Annotated in this window: 24 protein-coding genes and 1 tRNA gene; 8 read left to right on the top strand and 17 right to left on the bottom strand. The window is 68.0% G+C overall.

Annotated features, from left to right (window positions below; genetic code table 11):
• Positions 1-70: 70 nt before the first annotated feature.
• The 7 genes from D4766_RS08130 to D4766_RS08100 form a co-directional block, all read right to left on the bottom strand.
• Positions 71-1,840, bottom strand: coding sequence for a hypothetical protein (locus tag D4766_RS08130; RefSeq protein WP_120717004.1), 1,770 nt, complete (start codon positions 1,838-1,840; stop codon positions 71-73).
• Positions 1,837-2,256, bottom strand: a complete 420-nt coding sequence (locus D4766_RS08125) for a GtrA family protein (RefSeq protein WP_120717003.1) — start codon at positions 2,254-2,256, stop codon at positions 1,837-1,839. The genes D4766_RS08130 and D4766_RS08125 overlap by 4 nt, the downstream gene beginning before the upstream one ends.
• A 113-nt stretch (positions 2,257-2,369) precedes the next feature.
• Positions 2,370-3,941 carry an NAD(P)/FAD-dependent oxidoreductase gene (locus D4766_RS08120; protein WP_234024746.1) on the bottom strand — a complete coding sequence of 524 codons (1,572 nt, stop codon included), beginning with the start codon at positions 3,939-3,941 and terminating at the stop codon, positions 2,370-2,372.
• A 75-nt stretch (positions 3,942-4,016) separates the two neighbouring features.
• Positions 4,017-4,730 (bottom strand): PilZ domain-containing protein, encoded by a 714-nt coding sequence (locus D4766_RS08115; RefSeq protein ID WP_234024745.1) that lies wholly within the window; start codon positions 4,728-4,730, stop codon positions 4,017-4,019.
• 123 nt (positions 4,731-4,853) lie between these two features.
• Positions 4,854-4,938: transfer RNA gene (locus D4766_RS08110), tRNA-Leu, on the bottom strand.
• 60 nt (positions 4,939-4,998) lie between these two features.
• Positions 4,999-5,280 (bottom strand): integration host factor subunit beta, encoded by a 282-nt coding sequence (locus tag D4766_RS08105; RefSeq protein ID WP_120717000.1) that lies wholly within the window; start codon positions 5,278-5,280, stop codon positions 4,999-5,001.
• Positions 5,281-5,393: 113 nt separating this feature from the next.
• Positions 5,394-5,735, bottom strand: a complete 342-nt coding sequence (locus tag D4766_RS08100; RefSeq protein ID WP_120716999.1) for a GntR family transcriptional regulator — start codon at positions 5,733-5,735, stop codon at positions 5,394-5,396.
• A gap of 231 nt (positions 5,736-5,966) precedes the next feature.
• Between D4766_RS08100 and D4766_RS08095 the strand changes: the two genes are divergently transcribed.
• The 5 genes from D4766_RS08095 (at position 5,967) to D4766_RS08075 (ending at position 11,630) form a co-directional block, all read left to right on the top strand.
• Complete coding sequence (locus D4766_RS08095; RefSeq protein ID WP_120716998.1) at positions 5,967-7,547, top strand: peptide MFS transporter; 1,581 nt, start codon at positions 5,967-5,969, stop codon at positions 7,545-7,547.
• A gap of 53 nt (positions 7,548-7,600) precedes the next feature.
• Positions 7,601-8,971 carry an amidohydrolase gene (locus D4766_RS08090; protein ID WP_120716997.1) on the top strand — a complete coding sequence of 457 codons (1,371 nt, stop codon included), beginning with the start codon at positions 7,601-7,603 and terminating at the stop codon, positions 8,969-8,971.
• On the top strand, positions 8,968-10,341 hold the full coding sequence (locus D4766_RS08085) for an amidohydrolase family protein (RefSeq protein ID WP_120716996.1): 1,374 nt from the start codon (positions 8,968-8,970) through the stop codon (positions 10,339-10,341). The genes D4766_RS08090 and D4766_RS08085 overlap by 4 nt, the downstream gene beginning before the upstream one ends.
• A 25-nt stretch (positions 10,342-10,366) precedes the next feature.
• Entirely contained in the window at positions 10,367-10,882 is a 516-nt protein-coding gene (locus D4766_RS08080) for an FKBP-type peptidyl-prolyl cis-trans isomerase (RefSeq protein ID WP_234024744.1), read from the top strand.
• A gap of 67 nt (positions 10,883-10,949) precedes the next feature.
• Complete coding sequence (locus D4766_RS08075; protein WP_120718135.1) at positions 10,950-11,630, top strand: NnrU family protein; 681 nt, start codon at positions 10,950-10,952, stop codon at positions 11,628-11,630.
• A gap of 180 nt (positions 11,631-11,810) precedes the next feature.
• Here D4766_RS08075 and D4766_RS13820 read toward each other — a convergent pair whose 3' ends face one another.
• From D4766_RS13820 to rpe, 8 genes are all read right to left on the bottom strand, one after another.
• Positions 11,811-12,122, bottom strand: a complete 312-nt coding sequence (locus D4766_RS13820) for a hypothetical protein (protein ID WP_162935710.1) — start codon at positions 12,120-12,122, stop codon at positions 11,811-11,813.
• Positions 12,119-14,041 (bottom strand): 1-deoxy-D-xylulose-5-phosphate synthase, encoded by a 1,923-nt coding sequence (dxs, locus tag D4766_RS08070; RefSeq protein ID WP_120716994.1) that lies wholly within the window; start codon positions 14,039-14,041, stop codon positions 12,119-12,121. Before dxs ends, D4766_RS13820 begins: the two co-directional genes overlap by 4 nt.
• 81 nt (positions 14,042-14,122) lie before the next feature.
• Positions 14,123-14,584 (bottom strand): Fur family transcriptional regulator, encoded by a 462-nt coding sequence (locus tag D4766_RS08065; protein WP_120716993.1) that lies wholly within the window; start codon positions 14,582-14,584, stop codon positions 14,123-14,125.
• Positions 14,585-14,637: 53 nt separating this feature from the next.
• On the bottom strand, positions 14,638-15,309 hold the full coding sequence (gene msrA / locus D4766_RS08060; protein ID WP_120716992.1) for a peptide-methionine (S)-S-oxide reductase MsrA: 672 nt from the start codon (positions 15,307-15,309) through the stop codon (positions 14,638-14,640).
• Positions 15,306-15,455 carry a hypothetical protein gene (locus tag D4766_RS13815; RefSeq protein WP_162935709.1) on the bottom strand — a complete coding sequence of 50 codons (150 nt, stop codon included), beginning with the start codon at positions 15,453-15,455 and terminating at the stop codon, positions 15,306-15,308. The genes msrA and D4766_RS13815 overlap by 4 nt, the downstream gene beginning before the upstream one ends.
• A 130-nt stretch (positions 15,456-15,585) precedes the next feature.
• Complete coding sequence (purH, locus tag D4766_RS08055; RefSeq protein ID WP_120716991.1) at positions 15,586-17,175, bottom strand: bifunctional phosphoribosylaminoimidazolecarboxamide formyltransferase/IMP cyclohydrolase; 1,590 nt, start codon at positions 17,173-17,175, stop codon at positions 15,586-15,588.
• A 7-nt stretch (positions 17,176-17,182) separates the two neighbouring features.
• Complete coding sequence (locus D4766_RS08050; RefSeq protein WP_194955751.1) at positions 17,183-19,051, bottom strand: heparinase II/III family protein; 1,869 nt, start codon at positions 19,049-19,051, stop codon at positions 17,183-17,185.
• A complete protein-coding gene (rpe, locus tag D4766_RS08045) occupies positions 19,051-19,725 on the bottom strand; it encodes a ribulose-phosphate 3-epimerase (RefSeq protein ID WP_120716990.1) in 675 nt (224 codons plus the stop codon). Before rpe ends, D4766_RS08050 begins: the two co-directional genes overlap by 1 nt.
• A 230-nt stretch (positions 19,726-19,955) precedes the next feature.
• Between rpe and D4766_RS08040 the strand changes: the two genes are divergently transcribed.
• The gene (locus tag D4766_RS08040) at positions 19,956-20,450 is read left to right on the top strand and encodes a DUF2141 domain-containing protein (RefSeq protein ID WP_120716989.1); all 495 of its coding nucleotides are present in this window, start codon (positions 19,956-19,958) and stop codon (positions 20,448-20,450) included.
• Here the strand turns inward: D4766_RS08040 and D4766_RS08035 are convergent.
• Both D4766_RS08035 and D4766_RS08030 read right to left on the bottom strand, forming a co-directional pair.
• A complete protein-coding gene (locus tag D4766_RS08035) occupies positions 20,441-21,343 on the bottom strand; it encodes a hypothetical protein (protein WP_120716988.1) in 903 nt (300 codons plus the stop codon). The two genes, D4766_RS08040 and D4766_RS08035, sit on opposite strands and share 10 nt — an antisense overlap.
• On the bottom strand, positions 21,340-22,374 hold the full coding sequence (locus D4766_RS08030; protein ID WP_120716987.1) for a diacylglycerol/lipid kinase family protein: 1,035 nt from the start codon (positions 22,372-22,374) through the stop codon (positions 21,340-21,342). Before D4766_RS08030 ends, D4766_RS08035 begins: the two co-directional genes overlap by 4 nt.
• Before the next feature lie 92 nt (positions 22,375-22,466).
• Here D4766_RS08030 and D4766_RS08025 point away from each other — a divergent pair, with 92 nt between their 5' ends.
• A complete protein-coding gene (locus D4766_RS08025; RefSeq protein WP_120716986.1) occupies positions 22,467-23,663 on the top strand; it encodes a M20 metallopeptidase family protein in 1,197 nt (398 codons plus the stop codon).
• A 77-nt stretch (positions 23,664-23,740) separates the two neighbouring features.
• Positions 23,741-25,279, top strand: coding sequence for a long-chain-fatty-acid--CoA ligase (locus D4766_RS08020; protein WP_120716985.1), 1,539 nt, complete (start codon positions 23,741-23,743; stop codon positions 25,277-25,279).
• The last annotated feature ends 26 nt before the right edge of the window (positions 25,280-25,305 follow it).

Below are 25,305 nucleotides of genomic sequence, written 5' to 3'. Positions count from 1 at the left end.
TACGCTGCGGTGCATCACGGGGCAATCGCGCGCTCGACCTAGCGCGCGGAGAGTTCGACGAGCGTCGAGATCAGTGGCGCACGCGCCACACCCTCCAGCCATCGCCGCGCGGGGCAAGCGGCTCCAGCCAGCCGGGCGCTCGGCCGCTCATCAGCGCAGCGGCAAGGCCGTTCGGCGCATCGTGAGCATAATTCTGCGGTTCGGCCAGCGAGGGGCACAGCGCGACGGTGTCGATCCCCTCGCCCTCCACGATGGCGCGGGCGGTCGCATCGTCGGCGGTGAAGGCGCGTATCACCGTCCCGAGCTTGGCCGCGCGGTGGTGCGCGGTTGCCATGACCGACTGACGGGTTTCGAGCAGCACGATCGCACCGACATCGAGCGGGACGAGCGACCTGCCGGTCGGTTCTTCCTTCAGCGCCAGCGGCGCAGCCGAGATTCCGCACTCGCCCTCTGCCGGCATGCGATGGAGGGGCGCGTACTGCCCTTGCGCCTGGCCCGGCACCGCGCTCAGCAGCAGGAGTGCGGGCGCGGCGGGAACGAGCGCGACCGAGACCGCGCCGTAAGTGGCGATACGCTTCATCGGCCGGCGCGCATGGCGCACCCGGCGGAGCCATTCGCGCAGTTGCCAGCCCACCGGGATCGCGGCGAGCGCGCCCGCCACCGCTCCGGCCCGCGCGACGAATATGCTGAGGACGAACGCCGCAGCCAGAAGGATCGCGTATTCGGTCCAGCACCGCCGCAACCAACCCGACGAACGGCCCGCGAGCCGGACCAGCGCGGCGAGGCCGATCGCCGGCGGCAGCACGATCTGAAGCATGACTGGCAGGTCCTGTCGCCAGATGGGGCTCCCTTCCGCGACCCGCGACAGCCACAACTCGCGCGCCACCGGTTCGACCGCACCGAACGTGCCGCCGATGCAGGCGGGCGCGATCTGCCACACGATCGCGAGCGCGCCCCCGACCGCGGCGGCAACGGCGGCGAACAGCATACCGCGCGGACGCGGCTCAAGCGCGGACGCGGCGGTGAACACGACCGCGCCCCACGCAAAGACAGCGAGGTGCACCGGCGCGATCTGGTCGCACGTCTGCATCGCCGACAGGCCGCGGGTCGCGGCGAAGAGCACGGCGGAAACGACGGCGAGCGCCTGCATCGCGGAGACCAGCCACTGGCGCTCGTGCCGGTCCGAAAACCAGCGGAATGCGAGGACCGCGACGAACGCGCAGGCGATAGGGAGCTGCTCGATGGAAATCGCCAGCGCGGTCGCCAGCGCGCCGCCGACGATCCACCCGCCGGTACGCGGCGACCGGGCCATCATGGCGTTGAGCGCGAGGAGGACGAGCGCGATCTGCCACCCGTGGTGATCGATGCGCATCGGCCGCAGCTGTTCAACCACCGGCACCGAAAAGGCCAGCGCCAGGCACGCGAACATGGCCAGTTCGTCGCCTAGCAGCCGCCAGGCTATCCGGCCGACGAGGAACAGGCAGACGAACATCGTAACGAGGGGGACCACGACGAGCGCGGTCGTTTCCGCCGCCGCCATCCCGACGAGACCGCGCAGGGCGAGGATGACCGCCGCAATGGGCAGGTCGACCAGCCGCGACCAGTGCATGACCTCCCCGTCGGCGCGGTGAACCGTCATGTCGTACCAGCCCTGCCCAGCAATGAGGTCGCGCACCTGCAGCAGGCGCAGGGTATCGTCGGGGTCCGGGAACCGGTGGCCGAGAATGGCGGGCAGCCCGGTGACGAGCAGCAGTGCTGCAATCATCGCCCAGGCGAGCGTGACGCGCATCAGCAGTTCCGGCGTGACCGCAGGCCTGCGCCGTTCCACGAAAAGGCTCACCGCGCGCCCGCCGGGTTACGAAACACGACGCGGCTGCGCAGGATCCAAGTGATGGCGAAACTGACCGCGATGGCGGCGAGCTTCGCAACCCGCGGGTCCATGCCGGCGCGGACCCCTGCGCCGACGATCGCGGTGGTGATCGCGAGGCCGACGAGCGCCGATCCCACGAACAGGGCCTTCTGCCGGTGGCGCGCCGCGCCGTTCGCGGCGACGCGGCCGACGAAGACCGCGCGGCTCGACAGCATCCAGTGCGCCCCGATCCCGACGATATATCCGATGGCCGAGGCGCCTGCGGCAGGCACCGCCAGCGCGAGCAGCGCGAGGAAACTGCCCATGTCGATCGCCAGCGCGCCCACGCTCGCCAGGGCGTAGCGCACGAGCCGCACGTCGGCGAACCTGGTCAGCGTTGCGATCACCCGTGCCCCCGTGTCTCGTGTGCGAGCGGCATCCTTGCCGCGCGCGATTGTCGGTCCATCCCGTTACTTTTTAGCCAACGCCCCCGAAGGCTTCTTGATCGCCGCCTCGTGCCTCAGGCCGCCCGGCGCCCCTCGCCCACCCGCCGGGGCACATCGCGCACCGATCCGAGCGCGGCGGCCTGATCGGCGGTCACCTCGCGTTGCGGTAGCGCTGCCTCGGCTCCCTCGTCGCCCGCCTCGTGGTATTCGGCGTCCTCGTTCACGCACCAGGTGTCGTAGACACGGCTGCCGGCGAGGATGTTCTCGACGGTGAGCATCGCGGTCATCATCGCGTGATCCTGGTTGTTGTAGCGGTGCATGCCGTTGCGGCCCACGAGGTGAAGCGTGGGATGCCTGTCCTCCAGCTCATAGCGCATCGCGGCGACGTTGGCGGCGTAAGTCTCGTCGTAGACGGGGTAGGCCTTTTCCTGCCGCACCACCGCGCCGCCCTTGACCTTCTTCGGGTCGAGCAGGCCGAGGATTTCCATCTCTTTCGTTGCGAGCGCCACGAGGTCGTCGTCCGCCATCGACCAGAGTCCGTCGCCTTCGAAGCAGAAGTATTCGAGGCCGACGCAGGCCATGTCCGGATCGGGCACCATCTCGGGCGACCAGGACCGGAAGTTCTGTACGCGGCCCACCTTCACCTTGCTGTCGTGGATGTAGATCCAGTTGTCGGGGAACAGGTCCTCCCCTTCCACCATCAGCGCCACGGTAAGGAAGTCGCGGTACTTGAGATTGGCGGCGTTCAATGTCGTGTCGGGCAGCGGGTGCATGCGCGCGGCCAGTTCGCGCATCGGCGCGCTGCTGATGGCGTGCGCGGCCCGGATGGCGACCTTGCCGCCATTCTTCGCGCTCGCTGTCATCCGCCAGCCGCCGTTACCGTCCGCAGCGAGCTGCTCCAGCGAATGACCCATGACCACCGTCCCGAGGCCGGTCGCCACGATCTTGTCGCGCGCGGCGTCCCACATCATGCCCGGGCCCTGCCGTGGATAGCGGAAGGTCTCGAGCAGGGTCTTGGTCGCCATACCGTCGTTGGGCCGCTTGTTGAGGCCAAGACTGCGCTTCAGCCCGTCGACCACCGCACCCCATAGCGACAGCCCTTTGATGCGCTGGGCGGCCCAGTCGGCGCTCATCTCGTTGCAGGGCATGCCCCAGACCTTCTCGGTGTAGGTCTTGAAGAAGATGCCGTAGAGTTTTTTGCCGAACTGGTTGCTGGTCCAGTCCTCGAAGCTGCGCACTTCGCGCACCGGGAAGACCTTCGACCACGCGTAGCTGGCCATGCACGCGGCGGACCGGAAGACGCCGAGGTTCCACAGCGCCTCGAACGCGCGCAGGGGATAGCTGTAGAACTTGCCTTCGTAATAGATGCGGCTCATCCGCGGGCGCTGGATGAAGTCGTCGGGCAGAATCTCGTTCCACAGATCCACGACCTGTTGCGATTTCGAGAAGAACCGGTGCCCGCCGATGTCGAAGCGGTAGCCCTCGTGCTCCACGGTGCGGCTGATGCCACCAACATAGGTGGCGTCCTTCTCGACGATGGCCACCGTCTTGCCTGCCTTCGTCAGCAGGTATCCCGCGGTCAATCCCGCAGGGCCCGCGCCGATGATGGCGACGTCGACGGTCAGTTCGCTGGATAGATCGGTCACTTGGCCCCCCATTCGATGGATCGGGGAGTGAAGGAATTTGGTTACCGAATGGTAAACGCGCGTCGGGCCAGCGCCTCAGCGCCGCGCGGCGGAGGCGCATTCCGGGTCGGTCAGCAAGTCCGGCTGCTGGAGCTGAGCAGCGAAGATCGCCAGCTGCGCGAGCGTGAAGGTGTCGTCGAAGACTACCCCGCACTCGCCGTTCCGCCGCCACCGAACCCGGGCGCGAACCTCCGGAAAGTTGGCCGATGCCATGCGTACCGGCTGGTCGATAGCGAGGATTTCGGCACAGGCGATCCGCGCACCCTGCTGCGAGACGTTGAGGATTTCCGCTGCGATCCTGCGGCCGAGGAACATCAGCTCGATCGGGAACGCCATGCCGAGCCGCAGCTGCCGCTTCGGAAAGCAACCCACTTCTGCGACCAGTCGGGCCACGTCGACGCTGTTCACGAAGCGGAAACCCGCCTCGTACCCGCGTCCCCAGATCGCGGCGATCTCGTGCCGCTCGCCGGTCTGCAGTTCGAGGAACAGCGGCTCGCCCACGGGCAGCGCATGGAAGCCGCGCAGGCTGACGCCCGATTCGGACACGTCGCGAATGACGCAGATGAATTCGCCGGTCGGCGCGACCAGCTTGGCCGAACGAATCAGCAGCGTGAAGCGCGGGGCACTGCGTTCTTCGCAGGCGTCCGCGATCGAAGCCGCAGACTGCGGCACGTCAATCCTCTGGTGCTCCATCGACCCGTTGTCCCATTCCTCGCGGCACCCGACCGCAAAGGTTCGGATAGCCCGCACCGGTCTCCATCACGGTAATCGCGCTTTACGGGTAAATACCGGGTTGCTGCGGTGAGTTACCGAAAGCTTTCGCAACCGGATACGGCTCCCTCGCTCCGATGTGCGCGTGCCGGTCGGACAAGATGGTGCGGGTGGCGGGACTCGAACCCGCACGAGCAAAGCTCAGGGGATTTTAAGTCCCCGGCGTCTACCATTCCGCCACACCCGCAATCCGCGCGCCTGCTAGCGCGCGTCGGGCATCACGGCAATTTCTTCAGGTCGCGGTCGCTCAATCCTCGTTGAGCATCCGGCGCATTTCCTTGCCGGGCTTGAAGTAGGGCACCTTCTTGGCCGGCACGTCGACCGCCTCGCCGGTGCGCGGGTTTCGGCCCTTGCGCGCCTCACGCTCGCGGGTGGAGAAGGCGCCGAACCCGCGCAGTTCGACCCTGCCGCCTTCGGCAAGGCGACTGCCGATCTCGTCGAAGAAGATGTCCACCACCTGCTCCACCTCGTCGGTGCGCAGTTCGGGATTGTCCTTCGCGAGGGCCTGCAGCAGTTCGGACCTGATCATCGCGCACCTTTCTCATGCGTATTCGGTGATGCGGGCACGACCAGCCCGGTTGGGATTACCTGTGTTTCACCTGCCAGACAGGGCGGGCGAGCGCAATTGCGGATCGAACGCCGTCAGGTCCGCGCGAGCAGATCGTCGAGGTCGATGCCGAGCCGGTCGATGCGGGCGCGAATGGTCGGCCATTCCTCGTCCACGAAACGCTGCCGCTCGGTCCGGCGCAGCTTGTCGGCGGCCCCGGGGGCGACGTACATGCCGACCCCGCGCTGGACCTCGACCAGCCCGTCGGTCTGGAATTGCTGGTACGCCTTGGCGACGGTCAGCGGATTGGCGCCCTGTTCGGCGGCGAAGGCGCGAACCGACGGCAGCATTTCCCCTTCGCGATAGCGCCCCTCGATGATCGCCGCGGCGACGATGTCGCGCAGGCGGAGATAAACGGGGCGGCTTTCACGGGTCATGCGGAGTTCCTGATAGACTGCGTCAGTGACATAATACAGCGGTGCGCGTCAAGTTCCGCGAGGCGTTCCGGCGGGCGCGTCCCCTTACTCGCGGTCATCCCCGGTTCAGCCGGTTGCGATTGAAACAATGGCTTCACATGCGCGCGTTCGCCGCTAGGGTGCGCCGCTTGATTGGCCGCCAATACGCTTATTGGGGGGACGGCCGCGACCAAACGAGGGACATTCAGTCGCATGGCATCAGCACAGCTACCGCACGGCGACAGCGCCGGCACCTTCCTGGGGCATCCGAAGGGCCTGTTTATGCTCTTCTTCGCCGAGATGTGGGAGCGGTTCTCCTACTACGGCATGCGGGCGCTGCTGATCTTCTACCTGACCAAGCACTGGCTCTTTTCCGATGCCGAAGCCGGCGTAATCTACGGCGCGTACACCGCGCTCGTATATATTACTCCGGTCGTCGGCGGCTATCTCGCCGACCGTTATCTCGGTCAGCGCAAGGCGGTGCAGTTCGGTGCGGTACTGCTGACGCTCGGCCACCTGTTCATGGCGTTCGAAGGCGAAGCGGCGGTCGGTCACACCGGCAACCCGATGATCAACGTCTTTTGGCTCGCCCTTGCCCTCATCATCGTGGGTTCGGGCTTCCTCAAGGCGAACATCTCGGTGATCGTCGGCCAGCTCTATCCGCGCACCGACGTGCGCCGCGACGGTGCTTACACCATCTTCTACATGGGCATTAACCTCGGCGCCGCACTCGGTTCGCTGCTCTGCGGCTACATCGGCGAAACCTACGGCTGGGCCTACGGCTTCGGCCTCGCCGGTATCGGCATGCTGGCCGGCCTCATCGTGTTCGTTGTCGGCCGCGGCCTGTTGCTCGGCCGGGGCGAGCCGCCCGCGCCGCTCGCCAAGGGACGCGAATGGACGATGTACGCCATCGGCGTCGGCCTCGTCGCGCTGTGCTGGGTCCTGGTGCAGAACCAGGCCGTCGTCGGCACCCTGCTCGGCGTGTTCGGCGGATTACTAGTCGCCTACGTGATCTTCGTCGCCGTCACCAAGCTCGCACCCGAAGAGCGCGATCGCATCTTCGCCGCGCTGTTCCTGATCATCACCTCGATCATCTTCTGGGCGCTGTTCGAACAGGCAGGCTCCAGTCTCAACCTGTTCACCGATCGCCACGTCGACCGCGGCGGGGTGCCGGCATCGGTGTTCCAGTCGGTCAACGCGATCTACATCATCCTGCTCGCCCCGGTCTTCGCGACCCTATGGACGGTGCTCGGGCGCAAGGGCCTGGAGCCGTCGACGCCGTTCAAGTTCGGCCTCGGCATCGTGCAGGTCGGTCTCGGCTTCCTCGTGCTGGTCTGGGGTGCAGCCTCGGTCGGCGTCGACGTGCCGACCCCGGTGATCTACATCTTCCTCATCTACCTGCTCCACACGACGGGCGAACTCTGCCTCAGCCCCGTTGGCCTTTCGGCGATGAACCGCCTTGCGCCGGCGCACATGGCGTCGCTGATCATGGGCGTGTGGTTCTTCGCGTCGGCCACCGGCAACTTCGCCGCCGGCCTCATCGCGTCGGCCACCGGCGCGGAAGGCGTGGGCGAGGAAGCGGGCAAGGAAGTGGTGCTCGGCGTCTACTCGACCGTCGGCTGGGTCGCGGTGGGCGTCGGTGTCGCCGTCCTCGTCATCAGCCCGCTGATAAAGAAGCTGATGCACCTCGACACCCTGCGCGACGACAATGTCGGCGACGACCTGGAAGGCCAGGCGGGCGCGGGCCTCGAATCGCAGGAAGCCGGGGTTCACCCGGCAACCCGCCCGAACTGAACCGACAGCGAAGGGCGCGGCCGGGGGCCGCGCCCTTCTTCCATGGGGGATCGATGACCACTATTCGCACCGCGCTCGCCGCCGCGAGCGCTCTCGCCCTGGCCGCCTGCGCCGCCACACCCGGAAGCGACACGAAAAGCGCGAGCAGCACGCCCGCTGCCGTCGACGCCAATCCGTACCCGTCCACCTACCGCCCCTATCCCGGCACACCGACCGCGCTGGTCGGGGCGACGGTCTACGACGGGGCCGGCGGGCGGATCGAGAACGGCACGGTCCTGTTCGCCGACGGCAAGGTCGTGGGCATCGGCGCCGCGGACCTCGCCATACCGGCGGGCTACACCCGCATCGACGGTACCGGAAAATACGTGACGCCGGGCGTCATCGACATCCACTCGCACCTCGGCGACTATCCCACCCCCTCGGTCGAGGCGCATTCAGACGGCAACGAGGCGACGAGCCCGACCACACCCGAGGTCTGGGCCGAACATTCGGTCTGGCCGCAGGACCCGGGGTTCACCCGCGCCCTCGCCAACGGCGGGGTCACGGCCCTGCAGATACTGCCCGGTTCGGCGAACCTCATGGGCGGCCGCGCGGTGACGCTGAAGAACGTGCCGAGCCGCACGATGCAGGGAATGAAATTCCCCGGCGCGCCCTACAGCATGAAGATGGCCTGCGGCGAGAACCCCAAGCGGGTCTACGGCAGCAAGGGCCGCATGCCCTCCACCCGGATGGGCAACCTGGCGGTCAACCGGCAGACTTGGCTCAACGCCAAGGCCGACGACGGCAAGAAGCGCAACCTCGCCACCGAGACGCTGAAGGGCGTGCTGGCCGGCGACATCCGCATCCAGAACCACTGCTACCGCGCCGACGAGATGGCCATCGTCCTCGATATGGCCAAGGAAATGGGCTACAAGGTCGCCGCCTTCCATCACGCGGTCGAAAGCTACAAGATCGCCGATCTTTTGCGCGAAAATGGCGTGTGCAGCGCGGTCTGGGCCGACTGGTACGGCTTCAAGATGGAAAGCTACGACGGCATTCCCGAAAACGCCGCCTTCATCCACAATGCCGGCGCGTGCGTCGTCATCCACTCGGACGACGAGAACGGCATCCAGCGGCTGAACCAGGAAGCGGCCAAGGCACAGGCCGCCGGCCGGCGCAGCGGCATCCAGATTTCCGATGCCGACGTCATCCGCTGGATCACCCTTAACGCCGCCACCGCGATGGGCATCGCCGACGTGACCGGCAGCCTCGCGCCGGGCAAGATGGCCGACGTGGTGCTGTGGAACGGCGATCCGTTGTCGGTCTACACCCGGCCGGAAAAGGTCTGGGTCGACGGCGCGCTGATGTTCGACGCCAACGATCCCAAGCGCCGCCCGGTCAGCGATTTCGAACTCGGCCAGCCCGGTGAAGGAGACGTGAAATGAGCGTGCGTTTGCTTCTAGGCGCGGCGCTGCTTGCGCTGTCCGCCCCGGCGATGGCGCAGGACTTCGCCATCACCAACGCCACCGTCGCGACCGGCGACGGCAGCGAGCCGCAGGACGGCGCGACGGTCGTCGTGCGCGCCGGCAAGGTCGTCGCCGCCGGGCGCGGGGTGGCGATTCCCGCCGGAATGCAGGCGGTCGACGGCACCGGCAAGTGGGTGACCCCCGGTGTCTTCGCGGCGATGACCAACCTCGGCCTGTTCGATGCGGGCGGGGTGCAGGAATCGAACGACATCGGAGCGCGCAATTCGCCGTTCGGCGCTGCGCTGGACGTGGTGCCCGCGCTCAACCCCGCCTCGCAGCACGTCGCCGTCGCGCGCAACGCCGGGATCACCCGCGCCAGCGTGTTCGGCGCACCGTCGAGCACGATCTTCGGCGGGCAGGGCGCGGTCGTCGATCTCGGCGCGGACAACCGCATGGTCGTGCGCCCGCGCGCATTCCAGCTCGTCACTCTCGGCGAGGGAGGAGCGCGGCTCGCGGGCGGCAGCCGCACGAGTGCGCACGCCCTGTTCCGCAATGCCCTGCGCGAGGCGCGGCAGTACGGCAGCGATGCACGGATCAGCGGGGGCGGCCGACCCGCCCCCGTCCAGACCGGTGACGATATTCCGATCGATCCCCGCCTCGTCGACAACACCACCGCGCGCGAGGACGTGCTGCTGAACCGGTTCGATGCGGCCGCGCTGGTACCGGTCGTGAACGGCACGCAGACGCTCTACGTCAACGTCGAGCGCGCGTCGGACATCCTCTCGGTCCTCGCCCTCAAGCGCGAGTTTCCGCGGCTGAAGATGGTCATCGTCGGTGCGAGCGAAGGCTGGCGGGTGGCGAGCGAGCTGGCCGCCGCCGGAGTACCGGTGATCGCCCAGCCGCTCAACGACCTTCCCGCAAGCTTCGAACAGCTCGCCGCGACCCAGAGCAACGTCGGACGCATGGTCGCCGCCGGGGTCGAGGTCGCATTGGGCGGCCTTGCGGGCACGACCGGCGACCAGCCGGCCAACCTCACCCAGTTCGCCGGCAACCTCGTCGCGCTGACCAAGGTGCCAGGCGCAAGCGGGCTGAGCTGGGGCAAGGCCTTCGCCGCGATCAGTTCGGTTCCGGCGGACATCGCCGGTTATGGCGGGCGGATGGGCGTGCTGGCCCCGGGCGCCGCCGGTGATCTCGTGGTGTGGGACGGGGATCCGCTCGAACTGGCGAGCGCGCCCGAGCGCATCTTCATCGACGGCGTCGAGCAACCGCGGGTCGATCACCGGACCCGCTTGCGCGACCGCTACCGCGATCTCGACGATCGCGACCAGCCCAAGGCCTATGACTGGTGAGGGGCAGGTTGACGAGAGGCGGGCGGTGAGCAAGCGTTTCCCGACCGGCGACCGGTTCGCCACGCTCGCGTTCGGCGCGGCCCTGCTCATCGGGGTGGCCGCGGTGGCGCAGTCGCCGTCCGGCCCGCCCGACCGCAGCCAGGACATGGCGTGGGTCAGCGCCCAGCAGGCTGCCCTCGCCTCACGGGCGGCCGAGCCCGGCTGGCAGACGATGGAGGGCGGGCTCCTCTGGCGGCGCGTGGCGGGCGACGGGTCGGGGCGGCATCCGACGCCTGCCGACATCGTCACGGTCGATTACACCGGCACCTTCACCGACGGGACGCAGTTCGACAGTTCCGAAGGGCGCGGTCCGGCCACTTTCCCGCTCGGCAAGCTGATCCCCGCATGGCAGTTGGCGATCCCCGAGATGGGCGTCGGCGACACGATCGAGATCGCCGCCCCCGCACCGCTGGCCTACGGCATGAAGGGCAAGGGACCGATCCCCGGCGGCGCGACGCTGCTGTTCACCGTGCGACTTCTGGGCATCGGCGAGCCGGAGTAGCACCGGGCTTGCATTCCGGTTGCGCTGCGCTACCCATGTTGACACTGTTGACATGGGAGTGCTCGGGATGGACCCCGCCCTTCAGTCGCTGATCGCCGCCAGCATCGCGTTCGTCGGCACGCATTTCGCCCTGTCGCACCCCTTGCGCGCGCCGCTCGTGCGCGTGGCGGGCGAGAAGGGCTTCCTGCTCGTCTATTCGCTGGTCGCCTTCGCCACGTTCGGGTGGATGGTGCTCGCCTTCCGCGCCGCGCCGCCGGCCGATCTCGGCGCGAACAGCGGAGACATCGGCTGGGCCGTCGCGACCGTGCTGACGCTCCCCGCGCTGCTTCTCTTCCTCGGCTCGCTGCGGGGCAACCCTGCGCTGCCCGCTCCCGGCGCGAACAAGCTGGCGGCACAGGAGCCGCACGGCGTGTTTCGCGTCACCCGGCACCCGATGATGTGGGGCTTCGCGCTGTGGGCCGTTTCCCACCTCTCCATCGAATGGAGCGTGCGGACGACCATCGTCGCGGCCGCGATACTCGTCCTCGCGCTCGTCGGAGCGCGGCTGCAGGATCGCAAGAAGGAGCGGCTGATGGGCCCGGCGTGGACCGATTGGGAAGCCAGGACCAGCTACTGGCCCCGCCTCTCCGCGCTGCCTCAAGCGGGCGCCATGCTGTGGCTGGTGGCGACGGTCCTGTGGCTCGCGATCACCTGGGCGCATATCGGCGCGGCGGGCGTCCCGGCAGGAATGTGGCGGTGGACTGACTAGGCTTCCGAATAAATACCTATCCCATCACTAAAATCTTGAATACGATACTTAAGAGCAATCGGGCAAATTAGGTAATTCTTGTTCGTCAAAGATATCAATCCGACTTTAACACGCATTACTCCTGAAAAGTCGGTCAGCCCACTATTTAGATTCGCAATTATCTCCCAAATAATAACGAGCTTACTTCGCTAACCTAGCGACTAATATGAAAAAAGAGACGAAAATACCCATTAATAAGTAAACCGGCCAAAAAACAATTTTGAGCGAACTTCGGCCGACTTGCCGGCGCAAGGCATAGCTCCAAATCCAGCCAGATATTGGCACAAAAATCAGCGAGGCGGCTGCATAAACGACAATTGCTGCAATACCGTGCCAAAACTTGAACCAAGGTAACATGCCGACAGTTGAAACGCCCAACAGCCATACACAAAAAAAGCCCAAGGCGACCCCGCCTTCAGATATGTCGCTTGTCACTTCTTCGGTAGGGATCACGCCCGCGCTTCCTCGACACCCGCCGAGTTGTGGCGCAGCGCCTTCAGCACCGTATCGACGATGTGCGGGGCGTTGAGACCGGCTTCGTCGTACTGCTTCGCCGGATCGTCGTGGTCCTGGAACACGTCGGGCAGGCGCATCGTGCGGATCTTCAAGCCACCATCCAGCAACCCTTCATCGCTGGCATGCGTCAGCACGTGCGCGCCGAGGCCGCCGATGGCGGCCTCCTCCACGGTCACGACGACCTCGTGAGTGCGCATGAGGCGATCGATCAGGTCGGTGTCGAGCGGCTTGGCGAAACGCAGGTCGGCGACGGTCGTGCTCAGGCCCTTCGCCTCCAATTGGTCCGCGGCCTTCAGCGCTTCGGCGAGGCGCGTGCCGAGCGACAGGATTGCCACCTTCGTCCCTTCGCGCACCACCCGGCCCTTGCCGATCTCGAGCAGCTGTGGGGTGTCCGGCAGGTCGATCCCGATGCCGCCCCCGCGTGGGTAACGGAAGGCGATGGGGCCGCTGTCATGGCAAGCGGCGGTATAGGTCATGTGAACCAGCTCCGCCTCGTCCGCCGCGGCCATCACGACCATGTTGGGCAGCGTCGCGAGATAGGTCACGTCGAACGAACCTGCGTGGGTCGCGCCGTCCGCGCCGACCAGACCGGCGCGGTCGATCGCGAAGCGGACGGGCAGGTTCTGTATCGCCACGTCGTGGACCACCTGGTCGAACGCGCGCTGGAGGAAGGTCGAATAGATCGCGCAGAACGGGCGCATGCCTTCCGCGGCGAGGCCGGCGGCGAAGGTCACCGCGTGCTGTTCGGCGATGCCGACGTCGAACGCCTTGTCGGGATGCGCCTTGGCGAAGCGGTCGACGCCCGTCCCGCTCGGCATCGCGGCGGTAATCGCGCAGATGCGCGGGTCGGTTTCGGCGAGCTTGGCGAGGGTGTCGCCGAACACGTTCTGGTAGGCCGGCGGCCCGCCCGCGCTCTTCTTCTGTTCGCCGGTGATGACGTCGAACTTCTGCACGCCGTGGTACTTGTCGGCGCTGTTCTCCGCCGGGGCGTATCCCTTGCCCTTCTTGGTCACCACGTGGACCAGGATCGGGCCCTGCTCGCTGTCGCGCACGTTTTCCAGCACCGGCACGAGGTGATCGAGGTTGTGCCCGTCGATCGGGCCGACGTAGTAGAAGCCCAGTTCCTCGAACATCGTCCCGCCGGTCACCATTCCCCGCGCGTACTCTTCGGCCTTTTCCAGGCTGTTGTGCACCTTGCGGCTGAGCTTCTTGGACAGGCGCGAGGCGAGGCTGCGCAGGCCGAGATATTCGCTGCTCGAGACCATCCGCGCGAGATAGGCCGAGAGCCCGCCCACCGGGGGCGCGATCGACATGTCGTTGTCGTTGAGGATCACCACCAGCCGGTTGCCCGCCTGTTCGGCATTGTTCATCGCCTCGTAGGCCATGCCGGCGCTCATCGCGCCGTCCCCGATCACCGCGATGCCCCTGCCCGGGCGACCCTGCAGCTTGTTCGCCATGGCGAAGCCGAGCGCAGCGGAAATCGAGGTGCTGGAATGCGCCGCGCCGAACGGATCGTATTCGCTTTCGCTGCGCTTGGTGAAGCCCGACAGGCCGCCGCCCTGGCGCAGGGTCCGGATGCGATCCCTACGGCCGGTCAGGATCTTGTGCGGATAGGCCTGGTGCCCGACGTCCCACACCAGCTTGTCGGTCGGCGTGTCGAAGACATAATGGATCGCGGTCGTCAGCTCGACCACGCCGAGACCGGAGCCCAAGTGCCCGCCGGTGCTGCCGACGGCGTCGATCATCTCCGCGCGCAATTCGTCGGACAGCTGGCGAAGCTGCTCGGGCTTGAGCTTGCGGAGGTCTGCGGGGGTGTCGACGGTGTCGAGCAGGGGCGTATCGGGGCGGGTCGTCATGCCGCCATCCCTACAACGCGCTCTGCGGCCTGTCGATGAACCGTTGCCCACGAAACCATGAGCATTGCATGAGGAATGCCCTCAGCGGCACTCAGCGCAAAGGCCGCGTATTTCGATTACCGGTCGCTCGGCCTTGAAGTCCGCCGCTTCGGCGAGGCCGCGGACGGTCTTCGACACCGCATCGTTGTCGATATGGGTCGCCTCGCCGCATTCGTCGCACACCAGAAAAATGCAGTCATGCAGGCAGCCGGGGTGGCTGTTGGCGAGATAGGCGTTAGACGATTCCACCCGCATGGCGAGGTTGTTGGCCACGAACAGGTCGAGGATGCGGTAGATCGAATTGGGCGCGATGCGCTTGCCGCGCTGGGCCGACACCTGATCGGCGATGTCGTAGGCGCTGGCGGGGCTCGCGTGCGTACTCAGCGCGGCGAACACGTCGGCGCGCAATTCGGTCCACTGCTCGCCCGCCTTGGTCAGCGCGTCCTGGGCGGCGTGGATGAGGTCGTGCCCCGAGTGCTCGTTGTGATGGTGATGGCCTGCCATGCCGGGCTATGTAGTGCGCGCGCCGGGCGGACGCCACCCCGCGCGCGGCACCGTCAGCCGGTGGTGAAACCGGTCTTCCAAACGCCCGGATACATCGACTTGAGCGCCGCGACCTTGGGCGCGTCCCACGTGCGGATGTAGGGATGGTTGGGGTTCTTCTGCGCGAAATCCTGATGGTAGGTTTCGGCCGGGAAGAACGCACCGCCCTCGATCGTGGTGACGATCGGCCGCTTGTAGACCTTCGCTGCCGAAAGCTGCGCGATGTAGGCTTTGGCGACCGCCGCCTGCTCCGTGCCGACCGGGAACAACGCAGTGCGGTACTGCGCGCCGGTGTCCGGCCCCTGCCGGTTCTTGAGCGTGGGATCGGCGATGACCGAGAAATAGATCCGCAGCAACTGGTCGTAGCGCACCACGCTGGGGTCGTACGTCACCTTCACCGCCTCGGCGTGGTCGGTCACCCCGCTCGAGACCAGATCGTAGTTCGCCTGCCGTTTGGTGCCACCGGCATAACCGCTGACCGCGCTCCTCACGCCCTTCACATGGCTGAACACCGCCTCCACGCCCCAGAAACAGCCGCCTGCAAAGACGGCGGTCTTCAGGCCGCTTTCCTTCGCGGTGCGCTGCGCCTGCGGCGCGGCGACGGTGATTTCCGGGGCGAAAGCGGACTGCTGGCAACCGCCCAGCGCAAGACCGGCGGCGGCGATGGCGAGCGTGAAGCATTTCATCGAGCGGGCGTCTCCACGGTGGCGGCGTGCGCTGCGGGGACGAGCTGCTGGGCCATGTTCGGCGCAATGTGCCAGACGACGGCTGCCGCGCCGAGCGCGAAACCGATGGCGAAATTGCGGATGAGATCGGGTTTGAACAGGCCCATGTCGTGCTTTCCTTCGAATAGGCGACATGGGTACTTCACTGGCGATTGCGAGGTGCTTAACCCGCCAGTTGCGCGGCGTTCAGGTTGCTTGGTTCGCTTCTGAGGCGAAGCGATGATCGGCAGTTCGCGATCAATGCCGAAAGTGGCGCATCCCGGTAAACACCATCGCCAAGCCCGCCTCGTCGGCGGCCTTGATCACGTCCTCGTCGCGGATCGATCCGCCCGGCTGGATGACCGCGGTCGCCCCGGCTTCGGCTGCGGCCAGCAATCCGTCGGCGAACGGGAAGAACGCGTCCGAAGCGACGGCGCTGCCGACCGTGCGCGGCTGGTCCCAGCCGAATTTCTGCGCCGCCTCTGCCGATTTCATCGCCGCGATGCGTGACGAATCGCGGCGGTTCATCTGACCCGCGCCGATACCGGCCGTCGCCCCGTCCCTGGCATAGACGATCGCGTTGGACTTCACATGGCGCGCCACGGTCCAGGCGAAGAGGCAGTCCTTCAGTTCCTGCGCCGTCGGCTGGCGCTGCGTCACGACCGTCAGGTCCGCTTCGGTGATCGCCCCGTTGTCGCGGGTCTGGACCAGTAGTCCGCCGGTGATCGGCTTTATCGCCAGACCGCCGCGACGCGGATCCGGCAGATCGCTGGCCAGGAGCAGCCGCAGGTTCTTCTTCTTGGCGAACGCCGCCTTGGCATCGTCGTCCGCATCGGGAGCGACGACGACTTCGGTGAAGATCTCGCAGATCGCCTCCGCCGTCGGGCCGTCGAGGACCGTGTTGACCGCGACGATCCCGCCGAACGCCGACACGTCGTCGCAGGCGAGCGCCTCGCGCCATGCCTCGAGCAGGGTCGGCCGCTGCGCAACGCCGCACGGGTTGGCGTGCTTGACGATCACCACCGCGGGGTCTTGTCCGGCGAACTCGGCGACGAGTTCCAGCGCGGCGTCGGCGTCGGCATAGTTGTTGTAGGACAGTTCCTTGCCCTGCAGCTGGCTCGCCTGCGCGATGCCCGAACCGTGCGGGCCCACCGGCATATAGAGCGCGGCCTTCTGATGAGGGTTCTCGCCGTAGCGGAGTTCGGTGACCCGGCGGCCGTTGACAGCGAGGAGGTCGGGAAATTGCTGCTGCTGGTCGGCGAAGGCGAACCACTGGCTGATCATGCTGTCGTAGGCAGCGGTCGCGCCGAATGCCTTGGCCGCCAGCCGCTTCCTGAAATCAAGCGTGGTGGCGCCGTCGTGCGCGCCGAGTTCGGCGATCAGCTCGTCGTAGTCGGCAGGATCGGTCACGATGGTCACGTAGCGGTGGTTCTTCGCCGCCGAACGCACCATGCTCGGCCCGCCGATATCGATGTTCTCGATGATCTCGTCGCGGTCGGCCCCGCGCGCGACCGTCGCCTCGAATGGGTAGAGATTGACGACCACCAGGTCGATCGCGCCGATGTCGTGCGCGTCCATCGCGGCGGCGTGTTCGGGATCGTCGCGCACGGCCAGCAGGCCGCCGTGGACCATAGGATGCAGCGTCTTCACCCGTCCGTCCATCATCTCGGGAAAGCCGGTGAGGTCGCTCACGTCGCGCACTTCCAGCCCGCAGTCACGCAGCGCCTTGGCGGTGCCGCCGGTAGAGACCAGCTCGACACCCGCGTCGGCCAGCGTGCTGCCGAGCGCTGCAAGCCCTTCCTTGTCGGACACCGAAAGCAGCGCCCGCCTGATGGTCACATCGGTCACGTCGATTCTATCCCATTTTCTTGAAGAGCCAGGCGAAGCTGCCGCCGCTCCTCGGGGTCATACCCTGTATCACGAGTTGCTGGATCGGCTGCGGGCGTCCCTGCCCATCGACCCACAGGCTTTCCTCGACCGACAGCGACACGCCCTCGTCCAGCTTGCCGAGGCGGAACTGCCAGTAGCTGCCGTCGGGCAGTGCGAGGCCCGCACCCTTGCCATCGTCCGACAGGCCGAGCTCGATGCCCGGACCGATGTGGAAGCGGATGGCGAAGCCGATCTTGCCGCGCTTGCCCCCGCCCTTGCCCGCCGGCACCAGCAGGTCTTCGCCGCGCAGCTCGCTGCCGTCGTCGCGCAGGATGAGGATGCGGCGGTGGGCAAGCCCGTGGCGCGGGACGTAACCGTCGTGGCTCGCCTCCAGCCGGGTGGCGGTGCCGTCCTTCAAGGAAAGCGTCTTGCGGTCGATCTCCACCTCGCCGACCCCGGCGCCAAGCTTGCCGTGGAGGAGGACGGCGGTGGAGTTGGCATCGTCGAGCGCAAGGGTGGAGTGGGCCGCCGTCGCGCGCAGGCCCTGTTCGATGCGGACCGGAACCTGTCCGCCCGCGAACGCCGCACCGCCGCAGTTGACGACGATCCGCTGCGGTCCATGGCTCAGCTCGAAGGCCAGCGTGCTCGCGCAACCCGAGCGTGCGTGCTTCGCCAGCGGCGGCGGGGCCGCGTCGAACTGCAACACCGCCTTCCCCCCGGTGGCGCGCTGGTAGCCCCACTGCCGGGCATCCTTGAGAGGGCGGGTCCGAACGCCGCTCGCACTCACCAGCGCAGCGATCCGGTCGGCCCCGACCGCACCCGCGCCCTGCCAGTTGCCCAGACCCCCGTCGCCGTGGAGCAGCGCGAGCAGCGGCGGTACGAGCAGGCCCAGCATCGCCTCGATCGCCGGCGGAGGGTCGCGGCGGACGGCGGCGTAGCAGGCCTTGAGTTCGGTCAGGAGGCCGATCGCCTCCATCTGGGCGAGCGGGCTGCGCGACAGCACCCCGCCGTCCTCGGCGACCAGTTCGCCCAGCGCCCGGACGAGGCCCGCTTCGCCGAACAGCCGGCGCGGCTTGCCATCGGGCAGCAGCAGGCCGGCAGCGACGATCCCGGTCCAGCCGGCGACTTCGGCCAGCCGGTCGCCGGCCTTGCCGATATTGCGGTCGAGCCAGCGCGCGGTTTCCTCCATCGCGGCGAGCGTGCGCGTGCGCAGCGCCGCGTCGCCCGACAGGATGAGCGGCGCGTGCACCAGCCAGCCGAGCAGGCGCAGGCCGGCGTTCTCCACGCTCCACGCAGCGCCCTTGCGCGCGCTCTTGCCCGGGCGGTGGTTGGCCTTGAGCCAGGCAGCCAGCACGCGCTCGGCGGTCGCCGTGCACTGTTCGCGCGGACCGCAGGCGGCAAGATCGCGCATCCAGGTGAACCCGTGCACCGTCCGCTCGAACGGCGGGGTCAGTTTGGCGACCGGCTGGAAGTCCATCTGCGCGATGGGCGCCTTCACTCCGTGGACGAGGAAGTGCCCCGCCCGCAACGCCACGCCGGCGGCCCGGTCGCCGACGAGCGGGCTGTCGACGGTGCCCAGCAGGCGCGGGCGTGCAGGCTTGCCGAACGGGCGGGCGAGCGTCGCACCGGATACCCCCATGCGGTAGGCGAGGCGTATCAGCGCCTCGCCCGCACCCACCGATGGCGCGGAGAAATCGGCCAGCGCCAGCGCACGGCCGGGCTCGATCACGGTTTCGGGTGCATCGTCTCCGGGCAAAAGCACATGCGGTTCGCCTGCGGAACCGAGCGGCAGCGCGCGGGACCGGGCCTGTCCGTCGGCGCGCGAAGCGGTGCGGACGTCCTCGGCCGTCGCCACTACTCGCCCGCCTCGTGCGAACTCTTCAGCGCAGCGATGTTGGCGGCGTAGCGGTCCGGCCCGCCGCGGAAGGTGGCCGACCCCGCGACCAGGACGTCGGCCCCGGCATCGACGCACTGCCGTGCGGTGACGGGATCGACCCCGCCGTCGACCTCGAGATGGATGTCCCGCCCCGTCTTGTCGATCAACTTGCGGACCGCCTCGATCTTGCGAAGCTGGCTGGAAATGAAGCTCTGTCCGCCGAAGCCTGGATTGACGCTCATGATCAGGACGAGGTCGATCTCGTCGATCAGGTAGTCGAGCATCTTGGCGGGCGTCGCCGGGTTGAGGCTGATGCCGGCCTTCTTGCCCAGCGCCTTCACCGCCTGCACGGTCCGGTGGACGTGTGGGCCCGCTTCCGGGTGGACGGTGATGATGTCGGCACCGGCATCGGCGAACGCCTCCAGCCAGGTGTCCACCGGGCTCACCATCAGGTGCACGTCGAACGGCTTGTCGGTATGCGGGCGCAGCGCCTTTACCACGCCCGGCCCGATCGTGAGGTTGGGCACGAAATGCCCGTCCATCACGTCGACGTGAATCCAGTCCGCCCCGGCCGCGTCGATGGCGCGCACTTCCTCGCCCAGCCGCGCGAAGTCGGCCGACAGGATGGAGGGGGAGATCAACGGGCGCGCCATGATGCGTGCTGCAGGGGCTCCTATGCCTGACGGGCGCTTAACCCTTGCCCGCCACGCGGCACAAGCGAATCGCCCGGTCTTTTCCACATTGCCGCGGCCCGAACCGGCGCAAATCGGGGCGCTGTCCCAATTAAGCGCAAATTCAGGCCCCATCGGGCACCTTGTGCAGCGAAACAGGGGGTCTTGCCCGCCGGCACAGTTCGCGCGCGCCCCCGCCACAGGGACATTCCATGATCGCCAAGACCATCCGCCCTATCGGCATTCTTCTCGCTGCGAGCGCACTCGCGCTCGGCGTCGCAAGCCCGGCCGCGGCGCAGTATCGCAACAAGATTTCCAACGACATGAGCCGTTGCCGCGGGGCCGGCCCGGCGGTCATGGTGACCGTCGACGGCGTCAAGGCGTCGACCGGGCGCGTGCGCGCGCAGGTCTACCGGGCGACCGAAGGCGACTGGCTGAAGAAGGGACGCTGGCTGAACCGTGTCGAGGCACCGGCCAAGGCTGGCTCCATGAGCTTCTGCCTGCCGGTGCCCGCCAACGGCAGCTACGCGGTCGCGGTGCGCCACGACCTCGACGGAGACGGCGAGACCGATCTTCTGGGCGACGGCGGCGCGATGTCGAACAACCCCTCGATCAACATCTTCAACCTCGGCAAGCCGAGCGTGAGCAAGACGGGGTTCGCGGTGAACGGCGTGAAGTCCATCCGTATCGCGATGCGTTACCGCTGACCGGCGCGGCTGCGCGCCCGCCACACCCGCCACAGCACGCCGGGGGCGGCAAGGAACGGATGTTTCTCGCGCCACGGCGTCAGGTGCACCGCGATGCCGGTATGCCGCTCGATCTTCCACGCGGCATAGGCCGCGGCACCGTCGAACGTCGTACTCGCCTTGGCGAGACGCAGGAGGTTGAGCGGCTTGCCGAGGCGTGCTCGCGTGCGCCAGGCGCGCAGTATCTGCGCCCGCCGTGCGTCGGGCAGGTTTGGCCGCAACACGTCGCCGTCGCGCGCGAACGCGAGCCCGTCCGCCGTCCATGCCAGCGGCAGCAGGCCGTCGAAATGGGCCGCGTTGACCGACAGGATGTCGTTCTCGCGCCCCGGCTTCTCGACTCGGAATTCGGCTTCGTAGGTCGCGCGGAACAGCGCGCGCCAGTAATCGGCCGCGGTTCCGCCCGGCGGGCCGAGCGCCGCCGCGAACCGGCCGGCGGTCTTCGCCGCATCGGCGACCGCCGCCAGCACCGCCGCGCGCGCCGCCTCGCTCTGTACCCACACCAGCCCCGCCGGTTGCACGAAGCGCGCCCAGATCGTGGTGTCGCGCGACCGGCCGGCCGCCGCGCGGGCAAACGTTTCCAGCGCCATCGTCGCTATTTTCGCACGCAAGGTCCCCGACGCGGTCTCCCATTCGCGGTAGGAGACCCGGGGCCAGATCCGTTCGCGCTGCGCCCCCGGCAGCAGCACGTAGAAGTCGAGCACACCCTCGAGCGAGCCGGTGCGCAGGTTCGATCCGTAGAACAGCACCGCGCACGCTCCGGCCTCGCTCGCCAGCCGGGCGGCGATCGCCTTCACTTCGGGATGCACCGGTGTATCGAGCGCGGTTGCAATGCGCGCCTCAAGCGACCTCGTCACGGAACGACGAACGACAACGCGGGGCCCGGCACGATCTCGTACGAGCCGGCCGGGAACGCCTCGCCGTCGAGAATGAACCGGTCGCCGAGGTCGATCTCGATGCGATCGGTCGCGCAGCGGTGGAGTCCGCGCCGCTCTGCGTGGGCCGGCCACCAGCCCCGCGCGATCGCGGGCGCCCGCGCCAGCAGACTGCGGGTCGGATAGTCGAGCGCGATGAGCTTCATGCCCTCGAGGTCGGCAAAGGGGCGGATGTTGGCGGGCAGCTGCTCGACCGTCATCGCGAGGATGAAGGTACGGCGGGCCGGATCGCCGCGGTCGCTGCGCGGCAGGGGCGCGCGGTCCGCGCCGGTCCGGATCGCCATACGTTCGCCGCGCCGCCAGCGATTGCGATCGCTGCCCAGCAGCGCCTGCACCATCCCCCAGACCGCCGTCGCGCCGACTGCGAGGCTGTCGAACGCGCCCAGCCGGTGGGCGTCTTGCCCGGCGGCGACCGCCGTTGTGAACACGCCCGCGCCGAAGATGAAACCGGCGAGCTCGCCGCCGCCGTCCCGGTCGCGCACGATCAGCGGCCGGCGAACCGCGCGGTTGCCCGCCTCCAGCGCACCCAGGATACCTTTCAGCGTCCAGTCCTTCGGTGCACCGAGGTCGGCGTTGAGCGCGTTGGTCTTGCCCGCCGGAATCACCGCGAGCGCGGGCCACGCATCGCCGAATACGGGCAGGCCGGCGGTCAGCACGTCGCGCACGGTGCCGTCGCCTCCGCTCACGACAATGCAGGTCACGCCGTCGGCGGCAAAGCCTTCGAGGACGCCGCGCAGTTCCCCGCGCCGCTCGGGTGCCGCGACGCTGACGCCGGGCAGCGCCTCGACTTCCTGCTGCAGCTTGCGATTGCGGTGGCTGCGCGGGTTGTAGATCACACCGATGCGCGGCCCGCCCTCCACGCGCGGGGCCGGACCGGACGCGGTTTCGCCCGCTCCGGTTGGAGCGCCGGGGGCCTGCGCGCGCGCGGCCGGGACCTTGAAGACGGTTGACATGGCGAACCTTGGACGGCGCTTTAGATGGGGCGGGCGGCCTGCGACACAACTTTTTCCCCGCAGCCGTCCCGCCTCAGGATAGGATTGACGCCATGCTCCATCCCGACCTCCTCGATTCGGCCCGCTCCATCGCCGACCGCATCGTTTCGCTGCGCCGCGCGATCCATGCCGAACCCGAAGTCGGCCTTCAGACGCCGCTGACGCTTGCCAAGGTGCGCGCCGCGCTCGCCCACCTGCCGCTCGAATGGCGCGAGGGCGGTACGACCACCGGGGCGGTGGCCACGCTCAAGGGGGGCACCGAGGGCCGCCGCGTGCTCCTGCGCGGCGACATGGACGGGTTGCCGATGACCGAGGAAACCGGGCTCGATTTCGCCTCGACCATTCCGGGCCGGATGCACGCCTGCGGGCACGATACCCATACCGCGATGCTCGCCGGCGCCGCCGAGATACTGTGCGCCCGCCGCGAGGGGATCGCCGGCGAGATCCAGTTCATGTTCCAACCGGGGGAGGAAGGCTTCCACGGCGCGCGCCACATGCTCGACGACGGGCTGATCGATCCGTTGCCCGAAGCCGCCTTCGCGCTCCACATCATGCCCAATGCGCGGCACGGCGCGGTGGCGGCCAGGACCGGGGCGATGATGGCCTCGGCCGACGAGTTCGACATCCTGATGGAGGGGCGGGGCGGCCACGCCTCGATGCCGCACGACGCGATGGACCCCGTGCCCGGCGCGGCCGCGCTGGTCGGCGCGCTGCAGGCGATGGTCACCCGCCGCTTCGCCGTGGCAGACGCGGTGGTAGTGACGGTGACCACGATCCAGTGCGGCACCGCGCACAACGTCATACCCGACCGGGTCCGGCTGGCCGGGACGATCCGCACCCTGTCGAAACGTCACCGCGAGAAGGTGCACGCCCTGATCGAGGAGGTCACTCACGCGACCGCTGCGGCGTACGGCCTGACGGCGAAGTTCGAACTGCGCCACGGGTTTCCGGTGACGGTCAACGATGCGCGCGCGATCGCCCTTGCCCGCGCGGTCGCCGGCGATCTGTTCGGCGAAGGTGCCTGGGCCGACATGGCGGCGCCGAGCATGGGGGCCGAAGACTTCTCCTACGTCCTTGAAAAGGTGCCGGGCGCGATGGTCTTCTTGGGCGTTGCGGCCGAAGGCGACGACTGGCGCAACTGCTGCTCCATCCATTCGACCCGCATGATGGTGGACGAGGCGGCACTGCCGCGCGGAGCCGCGCTGCTCGCCGGGTGCGCGCTGCGCTTCCTCGAGCGCGGCTGGGAGTAACGGCTTGCGATAGCGGGTTTCATCTTGCAACCTGCCTCGAACGAGGAGTCGCAAGACCGGATCCCGAGGAGAGGCGGATGGAGTACGAGGACAAATCGCGCACGCTGGGCGATGCGCTGGCGGGCTGGGCGGCGGAAATGCCGGCCGCGATCGCGCTGCGCGACGGCGACCTCACGATCGATTGGGCGACCTACGATCGGTACGCCACGCAGATCGCCAACGGGCTCGCCGCGATAGGCCTGAAGCCGGGCGACCGGGTCGCTTACCTCGGCAAGAACGGCGCGCGGGCGGCGCAGCTTGCGATGGGCACAGCGCGCGCAGGCATGATCCTGGTGCCGATCATCTGGCGGCTGGCCCCGGCGGAAATCGAATACATCCTTGCCGATTGCGACCCCGGCGCGCTGTTCGTCGAACCGCAGTTCGCGGGCCAGCCGTTCGAAAGCACGCGGGTTGTTGCCGACGAAACCTTCGACGCGTGGCGCGACGCGCAGTCGGCCGATCCGGTAACCACGGAGGTAGAGCGCGGCGACGTGTTCCTGATGCTGTACACCTCGGGTACCACGGGCATGCCCAAGGGCGTCATGCTGACGCATCGCAACGCCACCGTATTGCGGCCCATCGTGCAGGAAACCGGCCTCGGCTGGTTCACCAGCGAGCCGGGCGACACACTAATCCATGCGATGCCCTTCGGCCATATCGCGGGCATCGGATCGGTCACCGGCGCGGTGAACGCCGGCCAGCATCTCATCATCCATACCGAATTCGATCCCGCCCTCATCATCCGCGATATCCAGCAGCACGACGCGCGCCAGGCGTTCCTTGTCCCGGCCGCGCTCGCCATGATGCTCGACCATCCGGACGCGAAGGACGCCGACTTCTCCAACCTGCAGGGCATGGCGTACGGCGCCAGCCCGATCCCGCTCGACCTGCTGAAGCGGGGGGTGGACCGGCTGCAGTGCGACTTCGCGCAGATGTACGGCATGACCGAAACCTACGGCACCGTCGTCTGCTTGGGGCCGGAGGATCACGGACCGGGCAAGGAACGGGTCATGCGGGCCGCGGGCAAGGCGCTGCCGTCGGTGGGACTGAGGATACTGAGCGAGGACGGCAGCGAACTGCCACCCGGCGAAATCGGCGAGGTGGCGATCAACAGCCCGACCAACATGGCCGGTTACTGGAACAAGCCGGCGGAGACCGCGCAGGTCCTGTCGCCCGACAACTGGCTGCGCACCGGCGATGCCGGGATCATGGACGCGGACGGCTATCTCTACATCCAGGACCGCATCAAGGACATGATCATCACCGGCGGCGAGAACGTCTATCCGGCGGAAGTCGAAAGCGCGCTCTACGGCCATCCCGACGTGGCAGATGTCGCGGTGATCGGCGTGCCCGACGACCGGTGGGGCGAAGCGGTGAAGGCGGTGGTCGTCCGCCGGCCCGGAGCGGCCCTCGAAGCAGACGGCGTCATCGACTGGGCACGGCAGAAGATCGCCGGGTTCAAGTGCCCCAAGACGGTCGATTTCATCGATGCCCTGCCCCGCAATCCGTCGGGCAAAATCCTGCGGCGGGAACTGCGCGCGCCCTATTGGGAAGGGCGCGAACGGCAGGTCAATTAAGCGGCCTGTCATGCCCGCTTGATTGC

This window comes from Tsuneonella amylolytica (genome assembly GCF_003626915.1).
Classification (GTDB): domain Bacteria; phylum Pseudomonadota; class Alphaproteobacteria; order Sphingomonadales; family Sphingomonadaceae; genus Tsuneonella; species Tsuneonella amylolytica.
This window is presented reverse-complemented; position numbering and strand designations above follow the sequence as displayed.